A 20,585-nucleotide genomic window follows, 5' to 3' on the forward strand; every position below is an offset into this window, starting at 1 on the left:
GGTCCGCGCCCCCGCAGGCGCGGGCGGGCCGCCGTGAAGGGACCGCTGATGCCCGAGTACGCCGCCGACGGGGAAGACCGCCCCCACATAGGGGAAGACCGCCCCCACACCGACACCGACCCCGGGGACGATCGACCCCACACCGTCGTCATCAACCGATGGCGGGAGCACTACGCCGACTACGCCGCCTACCTCGACCACACCACCCACCGCGTCACCTACGTCTCGACCGACGTGGGCCTCGGTTCGGTACCGGCCGAGGCGGCCGGGGTCGAACTGGTCGAGGCGACCGACGACCTGCCGGCCGTCCGGGCCGCCGTCGCCCGGCTCGCCGAGCGGCACGGCGCCCCGCGCACCCTCGTCGCGCTCAAGGAGGACGACCTGCTGGTCGGCGCCCACCTGCGCGTCGACTGGAATCTGCCGGGACCGCGCCCCGAGGACCTGCTGAGGTTTCGCGACAAGTACCTGATGTGCCGCGCGGTCGCCGCGGCCGGACTGCCGGTGCCCGCCTTCGCCGCGGCCGACGGCCCCGACGACGTGCGTGCCTTCGCCCGCCGCGAGGGCTGGCCGGTCGTGCTCAAGCCCCGCGTCGGCAGCTCCAGCGCCGGCGTCCGGGTCCTCGACAGGCCCCAGGACCTGGACGGGGAGGGCGAGTTCGCCGAGCCGATGCTCGCGCAGAGCTTCGACGCGCGCCCCATCCACCACGTCGACGGGATCTTCGACGGCACCCGCACCACACGGCTTCGCGTCTCCCGCTACCTCAACACCTGCCTGGGCTTCCGTGACGAGGGCACGTTCCTCGGCTCCGTCGAGGTGGACGACGCGGCGGTGGTGCGGGCGGTGGAGGCCGCGGCGACCGCGTACCTCGCGGCGCTCACCGACGCCCCCACCCCCTTCCACCTGGAACTGTTCGTGGGCCCCGGCCCCGAAGGCCCCCGCTGCGCCTTCCTCGAGGTCGGCGCCCGGGTGGGCGGCGCTGAGATCCCGTTCATCTGGCGCGATCTGCACGGCTACGACCTGATGCGGGCCGCCTTCGACATCCAGCTCGGCCGCACCCCGGCCGACGCGGGCACCCCGCCCACCGGCGAGGTCGGCGGCTGGCTGCTGATCCCCGCCCCGGCCGCCCGGCCCTGCCTGATCACCGACGTCACCTCGATGACCGGCCTGACCCCGGGCCCGTACGCCGAAGTCGTGCTCAGCCCCGGCGGCATCCTGCCGGAGGCCGACGCCTACTACGAGCACGTCGGCGGGCGGTTCCGCTTCCGGGGCCGTACCAGCACCGAGGTGACGGAGGCGCTGACCCACACGGCGACCCGCTTCCGGGTCAGCGCCGAACCCGTCCTGCGCACCGCCCGACAGAGCCCTGTGCCCGGCGACCGCGAACCGGTACACGCCGCGCACCCCGCACCCGTGGAAGTGACCGGATGAAGGACTACTCCGAACAGATCCTCGACGGCGAGGGCGAGAACGACTACACGCGCTACATGCGCACCGACGCCCTGCTCTCCCTCCAGCGCCGCCCGGAGGAGTGGGTCCACCGCGACGAGATGCTCTTCCAGATCGTCCACCAGTCCACCGAGCTCTGGCTCAAACTGGCCTGCGCCGAGGTGGCCGAGGCGACCCGGCACATCGAGGCCGGCGAACTGGAGACCGCCACCCGGCTGATGGGTCGCGCCGCGCTGGGCGGCCAACTCGTCACGCAGCAGCTGGAGATGATGCGCCAGCTCTCCCCGTGGGACTTCCAGACCATCCGCACCATCCTCGGCCACGGCTCCGGAGCCGACTCGCCGGGCTGGCGCGCGGTCCGCAGCCACAGCCGGACGGTCGGCGCCGCCTTCGACAAGCTCGTCGCCGACCGGGGCATCGACCTCGTCGAGGTCTACCGCACGGGCGAGGACACGCCCGAGTACCGGCTGGCCGAGGCGATGATCGAGTGGGACGACCGGATCTCCCTCTGGCGCGTCCAGCACTTCAAGGTCATCACCCGCATCATCGGGCACCAGTCCGTGGGCACCCAGGGCACCCCGGTCGACGTGCTCGCCAAACTGATCTCGCACAAGCTCTTCCCCGAGCTGTGGCACCTGCGCACCGAACTCACCGCGACCGGACCGATGGGCGACCAGCCGATACGGGAGGAGCTGTGAGCGCCCCCGCCGCACCGCGGCAGGTACCGCGCCAAGCACCGCCTCAGGCGTCGCCGACGCTGCGCCCCGAGGAGTTCCGCGCCGCCTTCCCGGTGCTCGGACGCCTCACCCACCTCGCCGGCTGCGGTCTCGCCCCCCGCTCCACCGCGATGGACGAGTCGCTGGCGGAGATGCTGGAGGCGATGACCGCCCACGGCGCGCCCTGGCACCTCTTCGAGGAGCGCACGGCGCGGGCCAGGGAGCGGTTCGCCGCCCTGGTGGGCGCCGAGCCCGAGCAGATCGCCGTCGTCCCGAACGCGTCGATCGGCGCCTACCAGGTCGCGTCCACCGCCGACTGGGCCGCGCGGCCCCGCCTGGTCACCACGCCGCTGGAGTTCCCCTCGCTGGCCCACGTCTGGCTCGCGCAGCGGCCCCGTGGCGCCGAGGTCGTCTTCGCCGAGGACGCCGACGCGTACACGGACGCCGTCGACGGGACCACCCGGCTGGTGTCGGTCCCCATGACGGGCTACCAGGACGCGCTGCGGATGCCGGTCGCCGACATCGCCGACATCGCCCACGCGCACGGCGCCGAACTCTTCGTCGACGCCTACCAGTCGGCCGGTGTCGAACCCGTCGACGTCGACCGGCTCGGCTGCGACTACCTGGTGGCCGGCACGTCGAAGTACTTGCTGGGCCTGCCGGGGCTCGCCTTCCTCTACGCGCGTGGTGCCTCGCGGGGGGCCCTGCCGCCCACGCTGACCGGCTGGTTCGGCCGGCGCGACCCGTTCGCGTTCGACCCCCGCACCCTCGACTTCCCCGACACGGCGCGCCGCTACGAGACCGGCACCCCGCCGGTGCCCGCCTGCTACGCCGCCGACGCCGGACTCGGCCTGCTCGCCAGGACCGACCCCGCCGAGGTCCGCGCACACGTCCAGGCCCTCACCGCGGCCGCCGCCGAGGCGCTGCGCGCCCAGGGCGAGCGCGTCCGCGAGGTGCCCGCCGACCGGCGCGGTGCCCACATCGGCATCCTCGACGCGCAACCCGCCCGTCTCGCGGAGGAGTTGGGGCGCAGGGGGGTCGCGGTCAGTGCCCGCGGCGACGTCGTGCGCGCCGCCTTCCACTACTACAACAACGCCGACGACATCGCCTCGCTGTGCGAGGCGCTGAGTGAGCACAGGTCCCGTTAGCACCACCGCCGAGCACGCTCCCACAACGAGTGGCAGGAATCATGTTCACAGCCGAACTGGCCTCCTGGGCCCGCGAACCGGATCCCGGGAGTTTCCCCTACGACGCCGTCGTGCGCGAGTACCAGCGCGTCGGCAAGCACTTCGTCCCCGCCGAACTCCTCCAAGAGCTCACGCGGGTACGCGACACGCTGCCGACCATGCGCGGTCCGTGGCCCGAAGTGCGCGCCCTCGCGACGTTCCTCGACACCGCGCTGGACAAGCCCGACGGCCGCTACGACTACCCGACCTACCTGGCCCTGCCGGTGCTCGAACTGCCGAACGCGGACGACCCGGTGGCCACCGCGCCCTTCGCCCGCTCCCGGTGCGACCGGCTCATCGTGCAACTCGTCGCCGACGCCATCGACTTCGAGCTGGCCGCGCTGGACGGTGTGAGCGTACGGCTGCCGGAACTGCGGCCCGGTGAGGACCTCGTCCTCAAGCGGTGCAAGCACGCGCTGCGGGCGGTCCTGCCGGCCCTCGGCCGGATGGCGCTCGACCAGGGCGTCACCGCCACCGGTCACGTCGACCGGGCCCGGCAGGTCCGGCGCGTGGTGCGCTCCGACATGTCGCTCGCCGAGCGGCGCGCCATCGACCTCAGCCTGCTGCCCGTGTACGTCTCCCACGACGAGTACATGTTCCTGCGCGTGCTCCAGACCTTCGAGACGACGTTCGTCCTGCTCGCCATGCACCTGCGCGCCGCCATCGAGGCGCTGGGCGGGCGGCGGGCCGACGAGGCCGTGCACTTCATCGGCGGCGCCGAGGAGGCGCTGCGGGAGTCCGCGCCGCTCTTCTCCATGCTCGCCACCATGCAGATCGGCTCGTTCCGCACCTTCCGCGAGTTCACCGAGGGCGCCAGCGCCATCCAGTCCCGCGGCTACAAACTCGTCGAGGCGCTCTGCCGCACCCCCGACACGGAGCGGGCCGAGTCGCCCGCCTTCCACTCCGTGCCGGACATCCACGCCCGGCTCGCCGACGGCCATCCGAACCTGGACGACGCCTACCGCGAGGCCTGCGACTCCGGCGACCTCTCACCGGGCGACACCGAGGCCGTCCAGACGGCCATGACCGGCTTCGCCCAGGCCCTGCACCGCTGGCGCGGCACGCACTACCGGCTCGCTGTACGCATGCTCGGCGAAGCCACCGGCACCGGCTACACCGAGGGCACCCCGTACCTCGCGGCGGTGCGCGACATACCCGTATTCCGCCATGTCGCCCCCGTGGGCGATCAGACCGTGAGGGCACGATGACAGCAGTGGTCGCACCTGTGGGGATAGTCGGCGCGGGACCGGTCGGCCTGGTGGCCGCCCTGCGGCTCGCCGGGCTCGGCGTGGCCAGCGTCGTGCTGGACGCCAAACCCTCCCTGGTCAAGCAGGGTTCCAAGGCCTGCCTCATCCAGGGTGACGTCCTGGAGATCCTCGACAAGGCGGGCTGCGCCGACCCGGTCGACGCCGAGGGCGTGACCTGGCGGACCGCCCGCACCTACGTCGCCGACGAGCAGATCCGCGAGGTCACCCACCCCAAGCCGCTCGGCTACGGCCCGTTCGTCAACGTCTCGCAGTTCTACATCGAGCAGGTCCTCGCCGAGCGCGCCGAGGCCGAACCCCTCATCGACCTGCGCTGGGACCACCAGGTCGAGGACGTCGCCCAGGACGGCGAGGGAGTCACCCTCACCGCGAAGACCGGCGACACCGAACAGGTCCTGCGCGTACGCCACTTGGTGGCCTGCGACGGCGTGCGCAGCACCCTGCGCGAACTCCTCGGCGTGGAGTGGACCGGCTACACCCACAAGGACCGGTTCCTCATCACCGACATCAAGGCGAAGCTGCCGCTCGCCAAGGAGCGGCACTTCCACTACAACCCGTCGTTCAACCCCGGCCGCCAGCTGGTGATGCACCCGCAGCCGCACGACATCTGGCGCATCGACTGGCAGCTGCCGCCGGACGCGGACATCGAAGCCGAGCGCGCCGACGGCCGGTTCGACGCGCGGGTGCGTGCCGTCATCGGCGACATCCCCTACGAGATCGACTGGGTCAGCACCTACCGCTTCCACCAACGGGTCGTCGCCCGGCTGCGGGTCGGCCGGGTGCTGTTCGCGGGCGACGCGGCGCACGCCCTGCCGCCCTACGGCTCGCGCGGCATGAACAGCGGCATCCAGGACGCCGACAACCTCGCCTGGAAGCTCGCCCAGATCGAGCGGGGCCTCGGCGGCGAGGAGCTGCTGGAGAGCTACCACACGGAGCGCTACGCCGCGGCCCGCGAGAACCTGCGGGTCACCGAGGCCACCATCCGCTTCATGGTGCCCCCGCACCCCCTGCGCCGCTGGGCCCGCGCCGCCCTGCTGCGCCTGTCGAAGGTCCTGCCCTCGGCCGAGCGGCGGGTCAACAGCGGCCGCATGGCCGAGCCGTACGTCTACCGCGACTCGCCCCTCATCCCCGGGGCGTCCGGACACCCGCTGCTCGGGCACTTCGCCCCGGACGCGGCCCTGACCGGCGACGGCGCCCCCGACCGGCTGCGCCGCCTGTTCGGGCACACCTTCACCGGGCTGATCGTCGCGTCCGACGCGGAGAGCGCCGCCCGGCTCGCCGCCGAGACGCGCTCCCGTCCGTGGGCCGTCGACGCCGACCTCGTGGCCGTGCTGCCGGCCGGCGCCGCCGCCGACGCGCTGCCCGACGACGTGCGGGCCGTGCACACCGGGCCCGACGGCCTGCCCGAGGGGTACTTCGACGGCACCCCCGTGTGGTGGCTGGTCCGGCCCGACGGCCACCTCGCCGCCCGCTCCACCCGCGGCGGCGCCTTCGCCGCCGCGCTCGCCACCGCCGCGGGAGCCCCCGCGGCAGGCCCGGCCGCCGCGGGCGCCCGTACCGAGGACGACGGCATCGCCGCCGCTCCGCTGCTGAAAGGAACCCAGGCATGACCGCGCAACCGCCCCCCTTCGCATGGCTCAACGGCAGTGTGGTGCCCTGGGACCAGTGCGTCCTGCACGCCCGCAGCCAGGGGGCGTTCTGGGGAGCCAACGTCTTCGAGGGGCTGCGCGTCTACCGTGACCCGGACGGCGCGCGCCAGGTCTTCCGGGTCCAGGACCACCTGGACCGGCTGCGCCGCTCGATGAAGAGCCTGCACATGGAGATCGAGTACTCCGACGCGGACCTGACCCGCGCCTGCATGGACCTCGTCCTCGCCAACGACTTCGACGCCGACGCCCACGTCTGCGTGGTCGCCTACTTCGGCCTCGGGTCGACCTTCGACCCGATGGCACGGACCGCCGAGACCGGCGTCCACATCACCTCCACCGCGGTCCCGCGCTCCGCCGCCCACAGCAGCGGGGTGGCCGCCGCGGTCTCCTCCTGGCGCCGCATCAGCGACGACACGATGCCGCCGCGCATCAAGACCGGCGCGAACTACCACAACAGCCGCCTCGCCCAGCACGAGGCGCTGCGCAACGGCTACGACACGACGCTGCTGCTCAACCAGCGCGGCACGGTCGCCGAGGCGCCCGGATCCTGCGTGGTGATCGTCCGCGACGGCGAGCTGATCACCCCGCCCGGCACCAGCGGCGTCCTGGAGGGCATCACCGTCGACACGGTGGCCCGCCTCGCCGACGAGCACCTCGGCCTGCGGATGACGCACCGCGAGGTCGACCGCACCGAGCTCTACGTGGCCGACGAGATCTTCCTCTGCGGCACCATGTCCGAGCTGCTGCCGGTCACCAGCGTCGACCGTCTGGAGGTCGGGGACGGCACCCCGGGGCCGCTGACCCGGCTCCTGCAGGGCCACTACGACGACGCGGTCCGCGGGCTCGGCAAGCACCCCGAGTGGTGCATCCCGGTCCCGGCGAGGACAGGCGGTGCGGCATGAGCGTGCTGACGGATCTGGTGGCGGCGGTACGGTCGGGCGGCGTCCGGGTCGTCGACCTGACCTCGCCGCTCAGCGAGGACACCCCGATCATCGACCTGCCGCCCGAGCGGGGCCAGCCGTGGGCCTTCGGCCGCGAGGTGATCAGCCACTACGACGCGGCGGGACCGACCGTCTACTGGAACAACATCCGGCTCTCCGAGCACACCGGCACCCACTTCGACGCCCCTGTGCACTGGCTCTCCGGCAAGGACGGGCACGACGTCTCCCAGGTGCCCGCCGAGCGCCTGGTGGGGCCCGCCGCCGTCATCGACCTCACGCGAGAGGCCGCCGACGACCCCGACTTCCTGATGCGCCGGGAGCACGTGGAGGCGTGGCAGGAGCGGCACGGTGCCCTGCCCGAGGACGGCTGGCTGCTCTACCGCACCGGCTGGGCCGAGCGGCAGGGCGACCCCGCCGCCTTCCACAACGGCCGGCACACACCGGGCGTCGCACCGGAGTGCGCCCGCTGGCTCGCCGAGGAGACTCCGCTGGCCGGCATCGGCGTGGAGACGGTGGGCACCGACGCCGGGCTCGCGGGCGACTTCCCCGACCAGGCGTTCCCCTGCCACTGGTACTTCCACGGCGCGGGCAAGTACGGCCTGACGCAGCTGCGGAACCTGGCGCTGCTGCCGCCCACCGGCGCGGTGCTCATCGCCGGGCCGCTGCCCATCGTCGGCGGTTCCGGCAGTCCCAGCCGGGTCCTCGCCCTCATCGAGCACACCTCCGAAGGAGCCTGACGATGGTCGACGAGATCGGCTTCGAGCGCGGCAGCGATCTGCTGCACCGGCACACCGAGGACACCGCGCGCCCCGCGGAGTTCACCCTGCTCGACCGCCAATGGGACCTACTCGACGGCGTGTTCAGCCCCACGTACACCCCGGTGACGGGCCTGTTCACCAGCTGGCTGCCCTTCCCCGACAAGGGCTCCTTCCTGGAGATCGGCTCGGGCACCGGCGTCACCGCCGTGGTCGCGGCCCAGGAGGGCTGCGCGTCGGTCACCGCCCTGGACCTCAGCGAGGCCGCGGTGGAGAACACCCGCCGCAACGTGGTGCGGCACGGCGTCGAGGACCGGGTCCGGGTGCTGCACAGTGACCTGTTCTCGGCGCTCGGCCCCGACGAGCGCTTCGACTTGATCTACTGGAACTCGAACTTCGCCGAGCCGCCCGCCGGTTTCGTCAACGAGACCGACCTGCACCACGCGTTCTTCGACCCGGGGTACGACGCCCACCGACGCTTTCTGCGCGAGGCGCCGGACCGGCTCACTCCCGGCGGCCGGGTGCTGCTCGGCTTCAGCAGCATCGGCAACGTGGAGCTCCTGCAGCGCCTCGCCGCCGAGTCGGGACAGCGACTCGACCTGATCCGCAGTCAAGGGCGGGATCTGGACACCGTGGTGATCGAGTTTCAGATGTGGGAGCTCACCCGGGCGTGACGCCCCCCACAATCGACGAGTCAGTCACCACCACGTACCGACCGAAGGACCGCACGTGCCTCACAACGACGACGCCCGCAGCCGCACCCTCTCGCTCCTGGACGACCACAGCCGCGGCGTGGTGGTCACGCTGAAGAAGGACGGCCGCCCCCAGCTGTCCAACGTCGACTTCACCTACGACCCCGCGACGGGCGTCATCCGCTTCTCCACCACCGACGACCGCGCCAAGGTCCGCAACCTGCGCCGCGACCCGCGCGTCAGCCTCCACGTCACCACCCCCCAGGGCGGCGCCTACGCGGTGTACGAGGGCACCGCCACCCTCTCCGCGGTGGCCGCCGCCCCCGACGACGAGGCGGTCGAGGAGCTCATCGACGTCTTCCGCGCCGTCCAGGGCGAGCACCCCGACTGGGACGAGTACCGCGCGGCCATGGTCGACGACCGGCGCCTGGTGGTCCGCTTCAGCATCGACCACAGCTACGGCTGGGTGCCCGGCGCCTGACCCGTACGCCCGCACGCGGCGGGGCGCCCACCGCCCCGCCCGCCCCCCCCTGACCGAGGAGCCCGCCATGCCCCGCCTGCACGTCGTCATCGCCTCCACCCGCCCCGGCCGCACCGGCCCCGCCGTCGCCGACTGGTTCACCAGGATCGCGGAGAAGCACGGCGGCTTCGACGTCCACGTCGTCGACCTCGCCGAGGTCGGCCTGCCGCTGCTCGACGAGCCGCACCACCCGTCGGAGCGCACCTACACCCAGCAGCACACCAAGGACTGGAGCGCCTCCGTCGACGCCGCGGACGCCTTCGTCTTCGTCGCCCCCGAGTACAACTACGGCATCAACGCGGCCCTCAAGAACGCCCTCGACTACCTCTACTTCGAGTGGCAGTACAAGCCGGTCGGCATCGTCAGCTACGGCAACACCTCCGCGGGCCTGCGGGCCGCGCAGATGACCAAGCAGGTCGTCACCACGCTGAAGATGGTGCCCGTCACCGAGTCCGTGGCGATCCACTTCGTCGGCACCCACATCGCCGACGACGGCACCTTCCAGGGCACCGAGCCGATGGCCGAGGCGGCCGGCGGGATGCTGGACGAGATCGCCCGGTTCGCCGACGCGCTGCGCCCGCTGCGCGAGCCCTCCGCCTGACCCGACCGACCTCACAACGCCCGCAACCTGGAGGCGAACGCCGTGCAGCAAGACCACATCATCCTGGTCGGAAGTGGTGGACAGCCCTACCGCGACTACGCCTTCCGGACGCTGGCGGAGCGGTACCGCCTCTCGGCCCTGCTCCCGGCGGAGCCCACCTGGCAGCAGGACTACCTCCAGGACTGGCGGACCGCCGACCTGGCCGATCCGGCCGCCGTCGCGGGCGCCCTCAAGGAACTGGCCCTCGTCGACTCGGCGGTGCTCACCTGGGACGAGACGGTCCTGGAGGCCACCGCCGAGGCGGCCGAGGCGCTCGGCCTGCACCACATGAGCGCCCGCTCCGCCCGGCACTGCAGGGACAAGCACCTCACCCGGCGCCTCCTGGCGGAGACGGGCCTGCCCGCCGTCCGCCACGGCCTGGCCCACACGGCTGCCGAGGCCCAGGAGATCGCCGAACGCATCGGCTTCCCCGTCGTCGTCAAGCCCCGCGCGCTCGCCGGGAGCGTCGGCGTCGTACGGGTCGAGGGCGCCGGCGCGGTCGCCGCCGCCTACGACCTGGCGGGCGGCGCCGGCTACTCCACCCTGCCGACCGGGCACGGCATCCTCGTCGAGGAGTTCCTCGACGGGCCGGAGATCAGCGTCGACAGCGCCGTCCTGGACGGCGAGGTGACCTGCGTCCAGGTGGCCGCCAAACGCCTCGGCTACGCCCCGCACTTCGAGGAGACCGGCCACCTCGTCAAGGGCTGGGACGGCAGCGAGCCGTGGGCCGATGAGGTCCGCGAACTGGTCACCGCCGCCCACGTGACCCTCGGCGTGGAGGCCGGCGTCACCCACGCCGAGGTCCGCCTCACCCGCTCAGGCCCTCGCCTGGTCGAGCTCAACGGGCGGCTCGGCGGCGACCTCATCCCGTACGCGGGACAGCTCGCCACCGGCGTCGACCTGGTGCGGGCCGCCGCCGCCGTCGCCCGGCGCGAGCGCCCCGACCTCACGCCGACCCGCTCGCAGACCACCGAGGTGCGGTTCGTGTACCCGCCGCACGACGGGCGGGTCGCGGCCGTCTCCGTCGGCCGGGCCGCCGAACTGCCCGGCGTGGTGCATGCCGCCACGCTCGTCGCCCCGGGCGACACCCTGCTGCTCCCGCCGCGCCAGGCGATACCCCGGCTCGCCGTGCTCATCGTGCGGGCCGACGACGAGGCGGGCTGCGCGCGGATCCTGGAGCGGGCGCTCGCCGAGGTCACCAGTGAGGTCGTCCCCTCGGCAGGGGAGCCCGGCCGATGAGCGGGCTCAGCCGGTTCCGCCCCGTCGACCGGCTGATCGTCACCCACGGCCTGTCCTCGTTCTGCCTGGGCCTCGTCTTCCCGTACACCGCGATCTACCTGGCCGACGAGCCGGGCGTCGGCACCGGCGGTGTCGCCCTCTTCTACGGGGCGGCCGGCGTCGCCAACCTCGTCGTCGCGCTGCTGCTCACCGGCGGTGTCCTGAAGCTGCCCCGGGTCACGCTCGGGGTGCTCGGCACCGTGCTGTGGTTCTGCGGCTACATGACCATGCCGTTCGTCGGCTCGCACGCGCTCGCGCTGCTCGCGGGCGTGGCCATCGGCACCGGCCAGGGCGGTTTCCTCGCGGCGATCGTGCCGCTGGTCAACGCCCTGGTGACCGCCGACGAGCGCCGCAAGGTCTTCGCCCGCCGCTACGCGGTCCTCAACGCCACCCTGGCCGCGGGATCGCTGGTCGCGGGCGCGCTGACGCTGGTCCTGCCGCGCGGCGTCATCCCGTACTTCTTCGTCGCCAACGCGGTGGGCATCCTGCCGCTCACCCTCGCCATGCTGGTCGCCGGGCGGCACGCCAGGGCCGCCGACGAGGAGAAGGACAAGGAGGCCGGCGAGGACGGGCCGCTGCTGCCCATGGCCGGTCTGGTGAAGCTGGCGATGCCGGCCGCGGCCATCCAGCTCGCCGTGTTCCTCTTCGGGTTCAGCCAGTTCGAGGCCACCGCGCCGCTGGTCTCCGAGCGCCTGATGGACATGGGCCTGTTCGTGGTCTCCATCCTGCTCTCCGTCAACGTGGTGGTGATCGTCTCCACCCAGCGCTGGGTGACCCGACTCCTGGAGGGGCGCCCGGAGATCGACGGACTGCGGATCGCCGTCGTCCTGTGGACGGCCGGCTACGCGGCGGCGGGCGTGCTGGCCTTCCTGCCCTACGGATTCCGTCTGACGGGACTGCTGCTCTACGCCATCCTCTTCGCGCTCGGCGAGTGCGCCTACTCCTGCTCGTTCCACCCCTGGCTGATCTCCCTGGTCCCCGACCGGGAGCTGACCCGGGCCAATGCGCTGGCCAACTCGATGATGGGCGTCGGCAACTTCGCGGGCCCCTCGATCGGAGTGGCGCTGGCCGTCACCGGCAGCGCGTCGGCCGTCTGGTTCGGGCTCGCCCTGTGCTGCACGTTCATCACGGTCGCCGTGGGGCTGCTGGCCCGCAGACGGGCGGTGGCCGTACCGGCCTGACGGAACCCCCGCCCCTACGCACCGGAACCGGCCGCGCCCCGCTCGGGTCAAGGGGGAGGGCGGACCGGTTCCGGGCGTCAGGCCCCGGCACGGAGGGGTGGCCGGGGCCTGGTCGGGGAGGCCGTCGAAGGTGCGCTCAGAGCGACGTGCGCGCCGAGGGGACTGCCAGTGCCGCCGCGTCCTCCGGGTAGTGGCAGGCCGTCAGGTGGCCTTCGCGGTTGCCGTCGATCTGGACCAGCGGAGGCGTGTCCGTGGCGCACTTGTCCGTCGCCTTCCAGCAGCGGGTGCGGAAGCGGCAGCCGGAGGGCGGGTTGACGGGGGACGGCACGTCGCCCGTCAGCAGGATGCGCTCGCGGCGTGGCACGTCGTCCGCGGTGGCCTCGGGGACCGCCGAGAGGAGCGCCCTGGTGTAGGGGTGGCGCGGGTTCCCGTACAGGCTCTCGCGATCGGCGATCTCCACGATCCTGCCCAGGTACATCACCGCGACCCGCTGCGAGAAGTGGCGTACGACGGCCAGGTCGTGGGCGATGAAGAGGAACGCGATGCCCAGGTCCTTCTGGAGCTTCTGGAGCAGGTTCACCACCTGCGCCTGGATCGAGACGTCCAGCGCGGAGACCGGCTCGTCCGCCACGATCAGCTTGGGTTCGAGGGCCAGCGCGCGGGCCACCCCGATGCGCTGGCGCTGACCGCCGGAGAACTCGTGCGGGAAGCGGTTGAAGTGCTCGGGGTTGAGGCCCACCGTCTCCAGGAGCTCGCGCACGCGCGCTTCCCGCCCGCCCGCCGGGTTGATGTCGTTGACCTCCATCGGGCCAGCGATGATCTTTCCGACCGTCTGGCGCGGATTCAGCGACGCGTACGGGTCCTGGAAGATCATCTGGATCTCGGAGCGGACCGGCGCCAGCTGCTTGCGCGAGGCGTGCGTGATGTCCTGGCCGCGGTAGGAGATCTGCCCGCCCGTCGGCTCCAGGAGCCGGGTGACCAGGCGCCCCGTCGTCGACTTGCCGCAGCCGGACTCGCCGACCAGGCCCAGACTCTCGCCCTCGGCGACCGTGAAGTCCAGGCCGTCCACGGCCTGCACCGCGCCGACCTTCCGCTTGAACGGGAACCCGCCCATGACCGGGAAGTGTTTGGTCAGCCCGCTGACATCCAGGAGAGGAGTGGGAGTGGTGCTGCTCATCGTCGTGAAGTCCCGTCTCTTGTACGTCAGTCGGTGCGCGTGCCCGCGAAGTCCGCGAAGAACTCCGTGCGCTGCTCGGCCGTGAGGTGGCAGGCCGCGCCCCGGCCGCCGGTCAGTTCGAGGGGCGGCTGCTCGCCCGAGCAGCGCCCGCCCCCGACCTGCTCGGTGAACGCGCACCGAGGGTGGAAGCGGCACCCGGAGGGCGGGTTCAACAGGCTGGGAGGCGTGCCCGGAATGGGCGAGAGCGGCACGTCCACCGGCCCCTCCAGCGAGGGCATCGAGCCCAGCAGGCCCCAGGTGTAGGGGTGCTGCGGCGCGCGCAGCACCTCCTTCTTGGTGCCCCGCTCCACACACCGTCCGCCGTACATCACCAGGACGTCGTCGGCGATGTCGGCGATCACGCCCAGGTCGTGCGTGATGAAGATGATCGCCGTGCCGAACTCCTGCTGGAGGTCCTTGAGGAGGTCCATGATCTGGGCCTGGACCGTCACGTCGAGCGCCGTGGTCGGCTCGTCCGCGATCAGCAGCGACGGGTTGCAGACCAGCGACATCGCGATCATGGCGCGCTGGCGCATACCGCCGGAGAACTGGTGCGGATAGTCGTCCACCCGCAGGTCGGGCTGGGGGATGCCGACCTTCGTCAGCATCTCGATCGACCGGTCACGGGCCTCCTTCTTGGAGGCGCCGGTGTGCTTGCGGAACGTCTCGCCGATCTGCCGGCCGATGGTGTGGTACGGCGACAGGGAGGCGAGGGCGTCCTGGAAGATCATCGCCATCTTGTTGCCGCGCAGCCGCTCCAGCTCCCGCTCGGTGGCGGTGAGGAGCTCCTGCCCGTCGAGCAGGATCTCGCCGTCGATGGCGGTGCTGTCCTTGTGGTGCAGACCGAGGATGGCGAGGTTCGTGACCGACTTGCCGGATCCGGACTCGCCCACGATGCCGAGGGTCTGGCCCTTCTCCAGCTCGAAGTCGAGGCCGTCCACGGCCTTGACCATGCCGTCCTCGGTGGAGAAGTGGACGCGCAGGTCGCGTACGGAGAGGAAGGGGGTACTCATGGGGTCCGGCTCCTAGGCGAGGCGCACGCGCGGGTCGATGAGGGCGTACACCGCGTCGACGATGATGTTGAAGAGGATGATCGCCGCGGCGGCCACCAGGACCACACCGAGGAGCATGGGCAGGTCGCTGGTGCTCACCGCCTTGACCGAGAGCTCGCCGATGCCGTGCAGGTTGAACGTCTTCTCGGTGATGATCGCGCCGCCGAAGAGCACGCCGAGGTCGAGGCCGAAGATCGTCACGATCGGGCCCATGGCGCCGCGCCAGGCGAAGCGGAAGAAGACCGTGCGGGCCGAGAGCCCCTTGGCCTTGGCGGTGCGGACGTAGTCCTCGCTGAGCGTCTCGACCAGCTGGGAGCGCGTCATACGGGTGTAGTTCGCGGTGAAGATGACCGACAGCACGATCCACGGCAGCAGCAGGCCGGCGAACCAGGCCCCGGGATCGTCCGTGAACGGTGTGTACGACGGGCGTTCCAGCCAGCCGAGCTGGTCGGTGAAGAGGTAGATGGCGAACACGCCGACGATGTAGATCTGCAGCGAGGAGCCGATCAGTGAGGCGGACGACGCGATCTTGTCGAGCGCCTTGCCCTGCTTGACCGCGGCGAGCATTCCTGTGCCGACGCCGAAGACGACGAAGACGGCCGCGCTGCCCAGCGAGAGCGACACGGTGGTCGGGAAGCGGTCCAGGATGGTGCCGAGCACCGGCTCGCTGTTGCGGAAGGAGAAACCGAGGCAGGGCGCCGGGCAGTTTCCGTAGGTCGCGTAGTCGCGTCCCACGAAGAGTCCTTCGAACCAGTGCCAGTACTGCACCGGGAGAGGGTCGGAGATCCCCAGGTTGTTCCGCACCAGTTCCAGGGTCTCGGGCGTGCAGACCTTGCCGCAGGCGAGACGTGCGGGGTCACGCGGGGCGGCGTAGAAGAGAACGAAGACGATGGCGCTGATGATCAGCAGAATCACCGCGCCGCCGAAGATACGACGGATGAGGAAGCGGAACATGGCGGAAGTTTCCTGACGGATGCCGACGGGGGAGCGGAGGCGGGACGACCGGGTGCGGCCGCCCCGCCACTGAGGCCGGGCGTCAGGCCTTGGCGTACACCTTGGTGATCAGGGTCGCGGAGAACTGCGGGTCGAACTGCGCGCCGCCGACCTTGGAGCCGTGCAGGTAGAAGCGGCGCTGGTACATCTCGGGGATGATCGGCGCCTCCTTCTCCATGATCTGCCGGTCCAGCTCCGCCCAGGCCTTGTTGGCCGCCTTGGGGTCGGCGAGCTTCACGTTCTTCTTGATGGCCGCGGTGACCCAGTCGACGTTCAGCTGCGAGACGTTGTTCGAGCCGTTGCCGACGGTGGTGCCGTCGAAGAGCGGCTGGAGCAGCGTGTAGCCGGTCGGCCAGTCCGGGGACCAGCCGAACCACATCACGTCGAAGTTGTTGTCGACCTGCTGGGCCTGGTCGTAGTACGTGGTGGAGTCGATGGCCTTGATGACCGGGTCGAAGCCCGCCTTCTTCAGCGCGGCCTCGATGACGACCTTGGTCTTGTCGTAGGTCGGGCTCTTCGGGAAGGCGTAGACGATCTTCATGCCGAGCTTGCCGGCCTTCTTGAGCAGCTTCTTCGAGGCCTCGGGGTCGCCCTGGGGCTTCTTCAGCTTGCCGAAGAGGTCGTACTTCTCGCGGCCCTGGATGTCGGGGCTGAGGAGCGTGGTCGCGTAGTCGCCGGAGTTCTGACCGCCGTAGATCTTGCGGATCTGCTCCAGCGGCCAGGCGTGGTTGAGCGCCTTGCGCACGTCGAGATCCGTGATGCGCTTGCAGTTGATGGCGTAGTAGTAGATGCCGGTGAGCAGGCCGTTGAAGCTGCGCTTCTTCAGGTCCGGGTCGGTGAGCACCTTCTGCATGCGCTCGGCGGGCACGTTGTTGTAGATGGTGATCGTGTACTGGTCCTTGCCCTGGTCCGCGATGAGGCGGTCCGCGAGGTCCAGGCCCTCGGTGCCGAACTCGAACTCGTGGGTGTCGGGGTAGGCGTTGCGGATCGAGTCGGTCTTCGCGTCCCAGTGCTTGTTGCGCACCCAGGTCATCGACTTGTCGATCGAACGGTTCTTGAGCCGGTACGGGCCGCAGGAGACCGGCTTCTTGTCGTACTTCTCCTTGGTGTCCATCTTCACCGGGGTGGCCGCGTAGGAGTGCATCGCCAGCGTGAAGTTGAAGTCGGAGCGGGGCTGGGCCAGGTGGAACGTGATGGTCTTCTTGGCCTTGTCGGTCTTGATGGCGTCGAGGTGCTTGCCGCCGTACGGGCCCTCGTACTCCTTGCGCCAGTCGTCCTTGCCGGTCAGTGCGATCTGCGCGTACGTGGCGCCCTCGGTGATGAACTTGGCCCAGGAGCGCTCGAAGCCGTGGCGCACGTCCTCGACGGTCAGCTCACTGCCGTCCTCCCACTTCAGACCGTCCTTCAGCGTGAAGGTCCAGGTCTTGCCGCCGTCCGACATCGTGCCGGTGTCCGTGGCGAGGTCGCCGACGAGCTTCTGGGTGCCGTTCTCGGCGGTCTGGTAGCCGGTGAGGCAGCGCGCGTAGAGCATGGCGCCGGTGGAGTTCAGCGCGTAGTAGATGCGCTGCGGGTCGAGGTGCGAGAGGTCGTCGGGGGAGACGCCGTAGATCGTGCCGCCCTTGCGGGCGCCCTTGACCTCGGCGGCCGGACCCTGGGAGTCCTCGGCGGTGCCGACCGTGACGGAGGCGTTGGTGTAGTCCTTGGCGCCGGCGGGGCCCTTGCCCTCGCCGCCTCCCCCGCCGCTGCTGCACGCGGACAGGACCATGGAGCCGCCGGCCGCGACAGACGTGGCGACGATGAAGTTTCTGCGAGAGAGGGACATGGCTTCCTGCCCTGGGTTCGTTGGAGACAGCGGATGGATCCGGCGGTGGGCCCCGTCGCCCGTGCCGGAATGAAGGGGAAGTGTCAGCGCTTGGTCTTGGGGTCCAGCGCGTCGCGCACGGAGTCGCCGAGAAGGTTGAAGGCGACGACGAAGATCACCATGGAGAGGCCGGGGAAGAGCATGAAGGTGATGTCTTCCTGGTAGATCTCCGAACCGCGCTGGATCATCACGCCCCAGTCCGGCGTGGGGTCGGAGAGACCGACGCCGAGGAAGGCGAGACCGGCCTCGGCGGTGACGAACGCGGGGAGCGCGAGGGTCGACTGGATGAGGATCGGCGTCCACAGGTTCGGGAGCAGTTCCTTGAAGATGATCCGGGCGGGAGAGGCGCCGGTGACCTTGGCGGCCTCGACGAACTCGCGTTCACGCAGGGCCAGTACCTCACCGCGCAGCAGGCGGGCGATGGATGCCCAGCCGAAGGCCGTCATCACCGTGATGAGGCTGACGACGATGAGCCAGATCGGTGTGTTCTCGTCGGGGGCGACCAGGATCGAGAGCATGACCGGCCAGAACGCGATGAAGAAGAGCGTCGAGGGGAACGCGAGCAGGATGTCGATGACCCGCCCGATGAAGTAGTCCGTCTTGCCGCCGATGTAGCCGGCCGTGATGCCGATGACGATGCCGAAGAACGTGACCAGGAGCGTCGTCGCCGCCGCGATCAGCAGCGAGTTGCGCATGCCGTAGATCAGGAAGGTGAAGACGTCGCGTCCCAGGCTCGGTTCGACACCGAACCAGTATTCGCCGTCCATGCCGCCGTTGGGCTTTACCGGGTAGCCGAACTCGTTGAGCAGGCTCGAATCCTCCTGCCCGTACGTCGTGTACGGGTCCTTGCCGTACAGCTGCGCGATGAGCGGTGCGCACAGCGCGACGACGAAGAAGAGGACGACGATGCAGCCGGAGATCACGCCCGTCTTGTCCCGCTTGAACCGGATCCAGGCAAGCCGCCCCGGCGAACGGCCCTTGCCGCCCTGGTCCTTGGGCGAAGAAGGCGTGCCGTCTGTTTTGTCCGTCACTTCAAGCGTGGCGGCAGCGGCGGGAGTTGGCGAGGTCATGGCGCTCCAGGCCCGGAGGGGTCATCACGGAATCCGCAGGACAACCAGCACCTACGGGCTAGGCGTGACTTTCGCAAGGCGTTTCCCACGCGGTCAATGAATCGTCATGCGCTTTGAGGCTGTCTTGAGATCCTTGATCATGTCTTTGCCAAATCATGGTCATGACATTGCCTTGGCGTAATCATGCGTGATGGACAAGATCGGGCGATCTCGGGCGAGCCGGGCAATGAGTCCGATATGCGGGCGTGGATGTCTCGGAATGCGTACATCCGGATGGGCTCGGACTCATACGGGTGGGGTAAATGTGCGCTTCATACCTCTTGAGGCGATATTTGGCGGTAAGTGACTCACTTCACCCCTCGCGGGTGGCCGGATCAGCGACGGAAAGCACCAGGACAGGAGGACTCCATGCGTGGAGCCACGCACGCCAAGTGGGCCGCATGCGCGGTGACGGTCGCCCTCGCGGCGACGGCCTGTGGCGGCGGCGGGGGGAGCGGCGGCGGTGGTGGCGACGGCTCCGGCATCGTGAGCTCCTCCTGGGGCGACCCCCAGAACCCGCTCGAACCGGCGAACACCAACGAGGTCCAGGGCGGCAAGATCCTCGACATGGTCTTCCGGGGTCTGAAGCGGTACGACCCGAAGACCGGCGAGGCCAAGGACATGATCGCCGAGTCGATCGACAGCGACGACGCGCAGAACTTCACGGTCAAGATCAAGGACAACTGGAAGTTCAGCAACGGCGAGAAGATCACCGCCAAGTCCTTCGTGGACGCCTGGAACTACGGCGCGAACCTCAAGAACAACCAGAAGAACGCCTACTTCTTCGGCTACATCGAGGGGTACGACAAGGTCCACCCGGAGAAGGGCGACCCGAGCGCCCAGACCCTCTCCGGGCTGAAGGTCGTCGACGACAGGACCTTCACCGTCAAGCTCAGCCAGAAGTTCTCCACCTGGCCCGACACCCTCGGCTACCCGGCCTTCGCGCCGCTGCCCAAGGCGTTCCACGACGACCACCAGAAGTGGCTCTCCAAGCCCGTCGGCAACGGTCCGTACACCGTGGACTCGTACACCAAGGGCTCGAAGATGTCCCTGCGCAAGTGGGACGCCTACCCCGGTGACGACAAGGCCGCCAACGGCGGTGTGGACATGAAGGTCTACACCGACAACAACACGGCCTACACCGACCTGATGGCGGGCAACCTCGACCTCGTCGACGACGTCCCGGCCTCGCAGCTCAAGAACGCCAAGAGCGACCTCGGCGACCGCTACATCAACACCCCCGCCGGCATCATCCAGACCCTGGCCTTCCCCTTCTACGACAGCAAGTGGAACAAGCCGGGCCTGGAGAAGGTCCGCCAGGGCCTGTCCATGGCGATCAACCGCGAGCAGATCACCGACACCATCTTCCAGAAGACCAGGACGCCCGCGTCCGACTGGACCTCGCCGGTCCTCGGCGACAAGGGCGGCTTCAAGAAGGGGCTGTGCGGCGACGCCTGCACGTACGACGCCGCGAAGGCCAAGCAGCTGGTCAAGGACGGCGGCGGCATCCCCGGCGGCACCCTGAAGGTCACGTACAACGCGGACACCGGCTCCCACAAGGAGTGGGTGGACGCCGTCTGCAACTCCATCAACAAGGCCCTCGGCAACGACAAGGCCTGTGTCGCGAGCCCCGTCGGCACCTTCGCGGACTTCCGCAGCAAGGCCTCCAAGCAGGAGCTGGACGGCGCCTGGCGCGCGGGCTGGCAGATGGACTACCCGCTGATCCAGAACTTCCTGGAGCCGGTCTACTTCACGGACGCCCCGTCCAACGACGGCAAGTACACCGACAAGGAGTTCGACAAGCTCGTCAACGAGGCCAACGCGGAGACGGACACCACCAAGGCGATCACCAAGTTCCAGGACGCCGAGAAGATCCTCGCCAAGGACATGCCCGCCATCCCGCTCTGGTACCAGAACGGCAGCGCCGGCTACTCGGACAAGGTCTCCGACGTCTCGCTGAACCAGTTCAGCGTGCCGGTCTACAACGAGATCAAGGTCAACTGAGACGCCGGGAGCGGTCGCCGGACCCCCGTGAGGGCACCGGC

At 70.4% G+C, this 20,585-nt stretch carries 18 protein-coding genes; 13 read left to right on the plus strand and 5 right to left on the minus strand.

The window, feature by feature from the left end; all coding sequences use genetic code 11:
- Window positions 1-48 precede the first annotated feature (48 nt).
- The 12 genes from ACZ592_RS07440 to ACZ592_RS07495 all read left to right on the plus strand — a co-directional run bounded on the left by ACZ592_RS07440 (window position 49) and on the right by ACZ592_RS07495 (window position 12,309).
- Window positions 49-1,428 carry an ATP-grasp domain-containing protein gene (locus tag ACZ592_RS07440; protein ID WP_471580534.1) on the plus strand — a complete coding sequence of 460 codons (1,380 nt, stop codon included), beginning with the start codon at window positions 49-51 and terminating at the stop codon, window positions 1,426-1,428.
- The gene (locus ACZ592_RS07445; protein WP_471580535.1) at window positions 1,425-2,144 is read left to right on the plus strand and encodes a tryptophan 2,3-dioxygenase family protein; all 720 of its coding nucleotides are present in this window, start codon (window positions 1,425-1,427) and stop codon (window positions 2,142-2,144) included. The genes ACZ592_RS07440 and ACZ592_RS07445 overlap by 4 nt, the downstream gene beginning before the upstream one ends.
- Complete coding sequence (locus ACZ592_RS07450) at window positions 2,141-3,310, plus strand: aminotransferase class V-fold PLP-dependent enzyme (protein WP_471580536.1); 1,170 nt, start codon at window positions 2,141-2,143, stop codon at window positions 3,308-3,310. Before ACZ592_RS07445 ends, ACZ592_RS07450 begins: the two co-directional genes overlap by 4 nt.
- A gap of 41 nt (window positions 3,311-3,351) precedes the next feature.
- A complete protein-coding gene (locus ACZ592_RS07455) occupies window positions 3,352-4,596 on the plus strand; it encodes a tryptophan 2,3-dioxygenase (RefSeq protein WP_471580537.1) in 1,245 nt (414 codons plus the stop codon).
- A complete protein-coding gene (locus ACZ592_RS07460) occupies window positions 4,593-6,263 on the plus strand; it encodes an FAD-dependent monooxygenase (RefSeq protein WP_471580538.1) in 1,671 nt (556 codons plus the stop codon). Before ACZ592_RS07455 ends, ACZ592_RS07460 begins: the two co-directional genes overlap by 4 nt.
- Window positions 6,260-7,204, plus strand: a complete 945-nt coding sequence (gene ilvE, locus ACZ592_RS07465; protein ID WP_471580539.1) for a branched-chain-amino-acid transaminase — start codon at window positions 6,260-6,262, stop codon at window positions 7,202-7,204. Before ACZ592_RS07460 ends, ilvE begins: the two co-directional genes overlap by 4 nt.
- Window positions 7,201-7,980, plus strand: coding sequence for a cyclase family protein (locus ACZ592_RS07470; RefSeq protein ID WP_471580540.1), 780 nt, complete (start codon window positions 7,201-7,203; stop codon window positions 7,978-7,980). The genes ilvE and ACZ592_RS07470 overlap by 4 nt, the downstream gene beginning before the upstream one ends.
- A 2-nt stretch (window positions 7,981-7,982) precedes the next feature.
- Window positions 7,983-8,672: a methyltransferase gene (locus ACZ592_RS07475; protein WP_471580541.1), complete on the plus strand. Its 690-nt coding sequence runs from the start codon at window positions 7,983-7,985 to the stop codon at window positions 8,670-8,672.
- A 55-nt stretch (window positions 8,673-8,727) separates the two neighbouring features.
- Window positions 8,728-9,171, plus strand: coding sequence for a PPOX class F420-dependent oxidoreductase (locus tag ACZ592_RS07480; protein WP_471580542.1), 444 nt, complete (start codon window positions 8,728-8,730; stop codon window positions 9,169-9,171).
- A gap of 67 nt (window positions 9,172-9,238) precedes the next feature.
- On the plus strand, window positions 9,239-9,811 hold the full coding sequence (locus tag ACZ592_RS07485) for an NADPH-dependent FMN reductase (protein ID WP_471580543.1): 573 nt from the start codon (window positions 9,239-9,241) through the stop codon (window positions 9,809-9,811).
- 42 nt (window positions 9,812-9,853) lie between these two features.
- Window positions 9,854-11,089, plus strand: coding sequence for an ATP-grasp domain-containing protein (locus ACZ592_RS07490; RefSeq protein WP_471580544.1), 1,236 nt, complete (start codon window positions 9,854-9,856; stop codon window positions 11,087-11,089).
- On the plus strand, window positions 11,086-12,309 hold the full coding sequence (locus ACZ592_RS07495; RefSeq protein WP_471580545.1) for an MFS transporter: 1,224 nt from the start codon (window positions 11,086-11,088) through the stop codon (window positions 12,307-12,309). The genes ACZ592_RS07490 and ACZ592_RS07495 overlap by 4 nt, the downstream gene beginning before the upstream one ends.
- 136 nt (window positions 12,310-12,445) lie before the next feature.
- Here the strand turns inward: ACZ592_RS07495 and ACZ592_RS07500 are convergent, their stop codons facing one another.
- The 5 genes from ACZ592_RS07500 to ACZ592_RS07520 all read right to left on the minus strand — a co-directional run bounded on the left by ACZ592_RS07500 (window position 12,446) and on the right by ACZ592_RS07520 (window position 18,501).
- Complete coding sequence (locus ACZ592_RS07500; protein WP_471580546.1) at window positions 12,446-13,486, minus strand: ABC transporter ATP-binding protein; 1,041 nt, start codon at window positions 13,484-13,486, stop codon at window positions 12,446-12,448.
- A gap of 26 nt (window positions 13,487-13,512) precedes the next feature.
- The gene (locus ACZ592_RS07505) at window positions 13,513-14,538 is read right to left on the minus strand and encodes an ABC transporter ATP-binding protein (protein ID WP_471580547.1); all 1,026 of its coding nucleotides are present in this window, start codon (window positions 14,536-14,538) and stop codon (window positions 13,513-13,515) included.
- A 12-nt stretch (window positions 14,539-14,550) separates the two neighbouring features.
- On the minus strand, window positions 14,551-15,531 hold the full coding sequence (locus ACZ592_RS07510) for an ABC transporter permease (RefSeq protein WP_471580548.1): 981 nt from the start codon (window positions 15,529-15,531) through the stop codon (window positions 14,551-14,553).
- Between the two features lie 82 nt (window positions 15,532-15,613).
- On the minus strand, window positions 15,614-17,392 hold the full coding sequence (locus ACZ592_RS07515; RefSeq protein ID WP_471580549.1) for an ABC transporter substrate-binding protein: 1,779 nt from the start codon (window positions 17,390-17,392) through the stop codon (window positions 15,614-15,616).
- An 83-nt stretch (window positions 17,393-17,475) separates the two neighbouring features.
- Window positions 17,476-18,501, minus strand: coding sequence for an ABC transporter permease (locus ACZ592_RS07520; RefSeq protein ID WP_471580550.1), 1,026 nt, complete (start codon window positions 18,499-18,501; stop codon window positions 17,476-17,478).
- 408 nt (window positions 18,502-18,909) lie between these two features.
- Between ACZ592_RS07520 and ACZ592_RS07525 the strand changes: the two genes are divergently transcribed.
- Window positions 18,910-20,544 carry a peptide ABC transporter substrate-binding protein gene (locus ACZ592_RS07525; RefSeq protein ID WP_471580551.1) on the plus strand — a complete coding sequence of 545 codons (1,635 nt, stop codon included), beginning with the start codon at window positions 18,910-18,912 and terminating at the stop codon, window positions 20,542-20,544.
- The last annotated feature ends 41 nt before the right edge of the window (window positions 20,545-20,585 follow it).

The organism is Streptomyces sp. NPDC040622 (assembly GCF_055593965.1).

What these genes read in the sequence shown, in the direction of transcription:
- ACZ592_RS07440 (WP_471580534.1), top strand. Translation starts at nt 49, where the DNA reads ATGCCCGAGTACGCCGCCGACGGGGAAGACCGCCCCCACATAGGGGAA.
- ACZ592_RS07445 (WP_471580535.1), top strand. Translation starts at nt 1,425, where the DNA reads ATGAAGGACTACTCCGAACAGATCCTCGACGGCGAGGGCGAGAACGAC.
- ACZ592_RS07455 (WP_471580537.1), top strand. Translation starts at nt 3,352, where the DNA reads ATGTTCACAGCCGAACTGGCCTCCTGGGCCCGCGAACCGGATCCCGGG.
- ACZ592_RS07460 (WP_471580538.1), top strand. Translation starts at nt 4,593, where the DNA reads ATGACAGCAGTGGTCGCACCTGTGGGGATAGTCGGCGCGGGACCGGTC.
- ilvE (WP_471580539.1), top strand. Translation starts at nt 6,260, where the DNA reads ATGACCGCGCAACCGCCCCCCTTCGCATGGCTCAACGGCAGTGTGGTG.
- ACZ592_RS07470 (WP_471580540.1), top strand. Translation starts at nt 7,201, where the DNA reads ATGAGCGTGCTGACGGATCTGGTGGCGGCGGTACGGTCGGGCGGCGTC.
- ACZ592_RS07475 (WP_471580541.1), top strand. Translation starts at nt 7,983, where the DNA reads ATGGTCGACGAGATCGGCTTCGAGCGCGGCAGCGATCTGCTGCACCGG.
- ACZ592_RS07485 (WP_471580543.1), top strand. Translation starts at nt 9,239, where the DNA reads ATGCCCCGCCTGCACGTCGTCATCGCCTCCACCCGCCCCGGCCGCACC.
- ACZ592_RS07495 (WP_471580545.1), top strand. Translation starts at nt 11,086, where the DNA reads ATGAGCGGGCTCAGCCGGTTCCGCCCCGTCGACCGGCTGATCGTCACC.
- ACZ592_RS07500 (WP_471580546.1), bottom strand. Translation starts at nt 13,486, where the DNA reads ATGAGCAGCACCACTCCCACTCCTCTCCTGGATGTCAGCGGGCTGACC.
- ACZ592_RS07505 (WP_471580547.1), bottom strand. Translation starts at nt 14,538, where the DNA reads ATGAGTACCCCCTTCCTCTCCGTACGCGACCTGCGCGTCCACTTCTCC.
- ACZ592_RS07510 (WP_471580548.1), bottom strand. Translation starts at nt 15,531, where the DNA reads ATGTTCCGCTTCCTCATCCGTCGTATCTTCGGCGGCGCGGTGATTCTG.
- ACZ592_RS07515 (WP_471580549.1), bottom strand. Translation starts at nt 17,392, where the DNA reads ATGTCCCTCTCTCGCAGAAACTTCATCGTCGCCACGTCTGTCGCGGCC.
- ACZ592_RS07520 (WP_471580550.1), bottom strand. Translation starts at nt 18,501, where the DNA reads ATGACCTCGCCAACTCCCGCCGCTGCCGCCACGCTTGAAGTGACGGAC.
- ACZ592_RS07525 (WP_471580551.1), top strand. Translation starts at nt 18,910, where the DNA reads ATGCGTGGAGCCACGCACGCCAAGTGGGCCGCATGCGCGGTGACGGTC.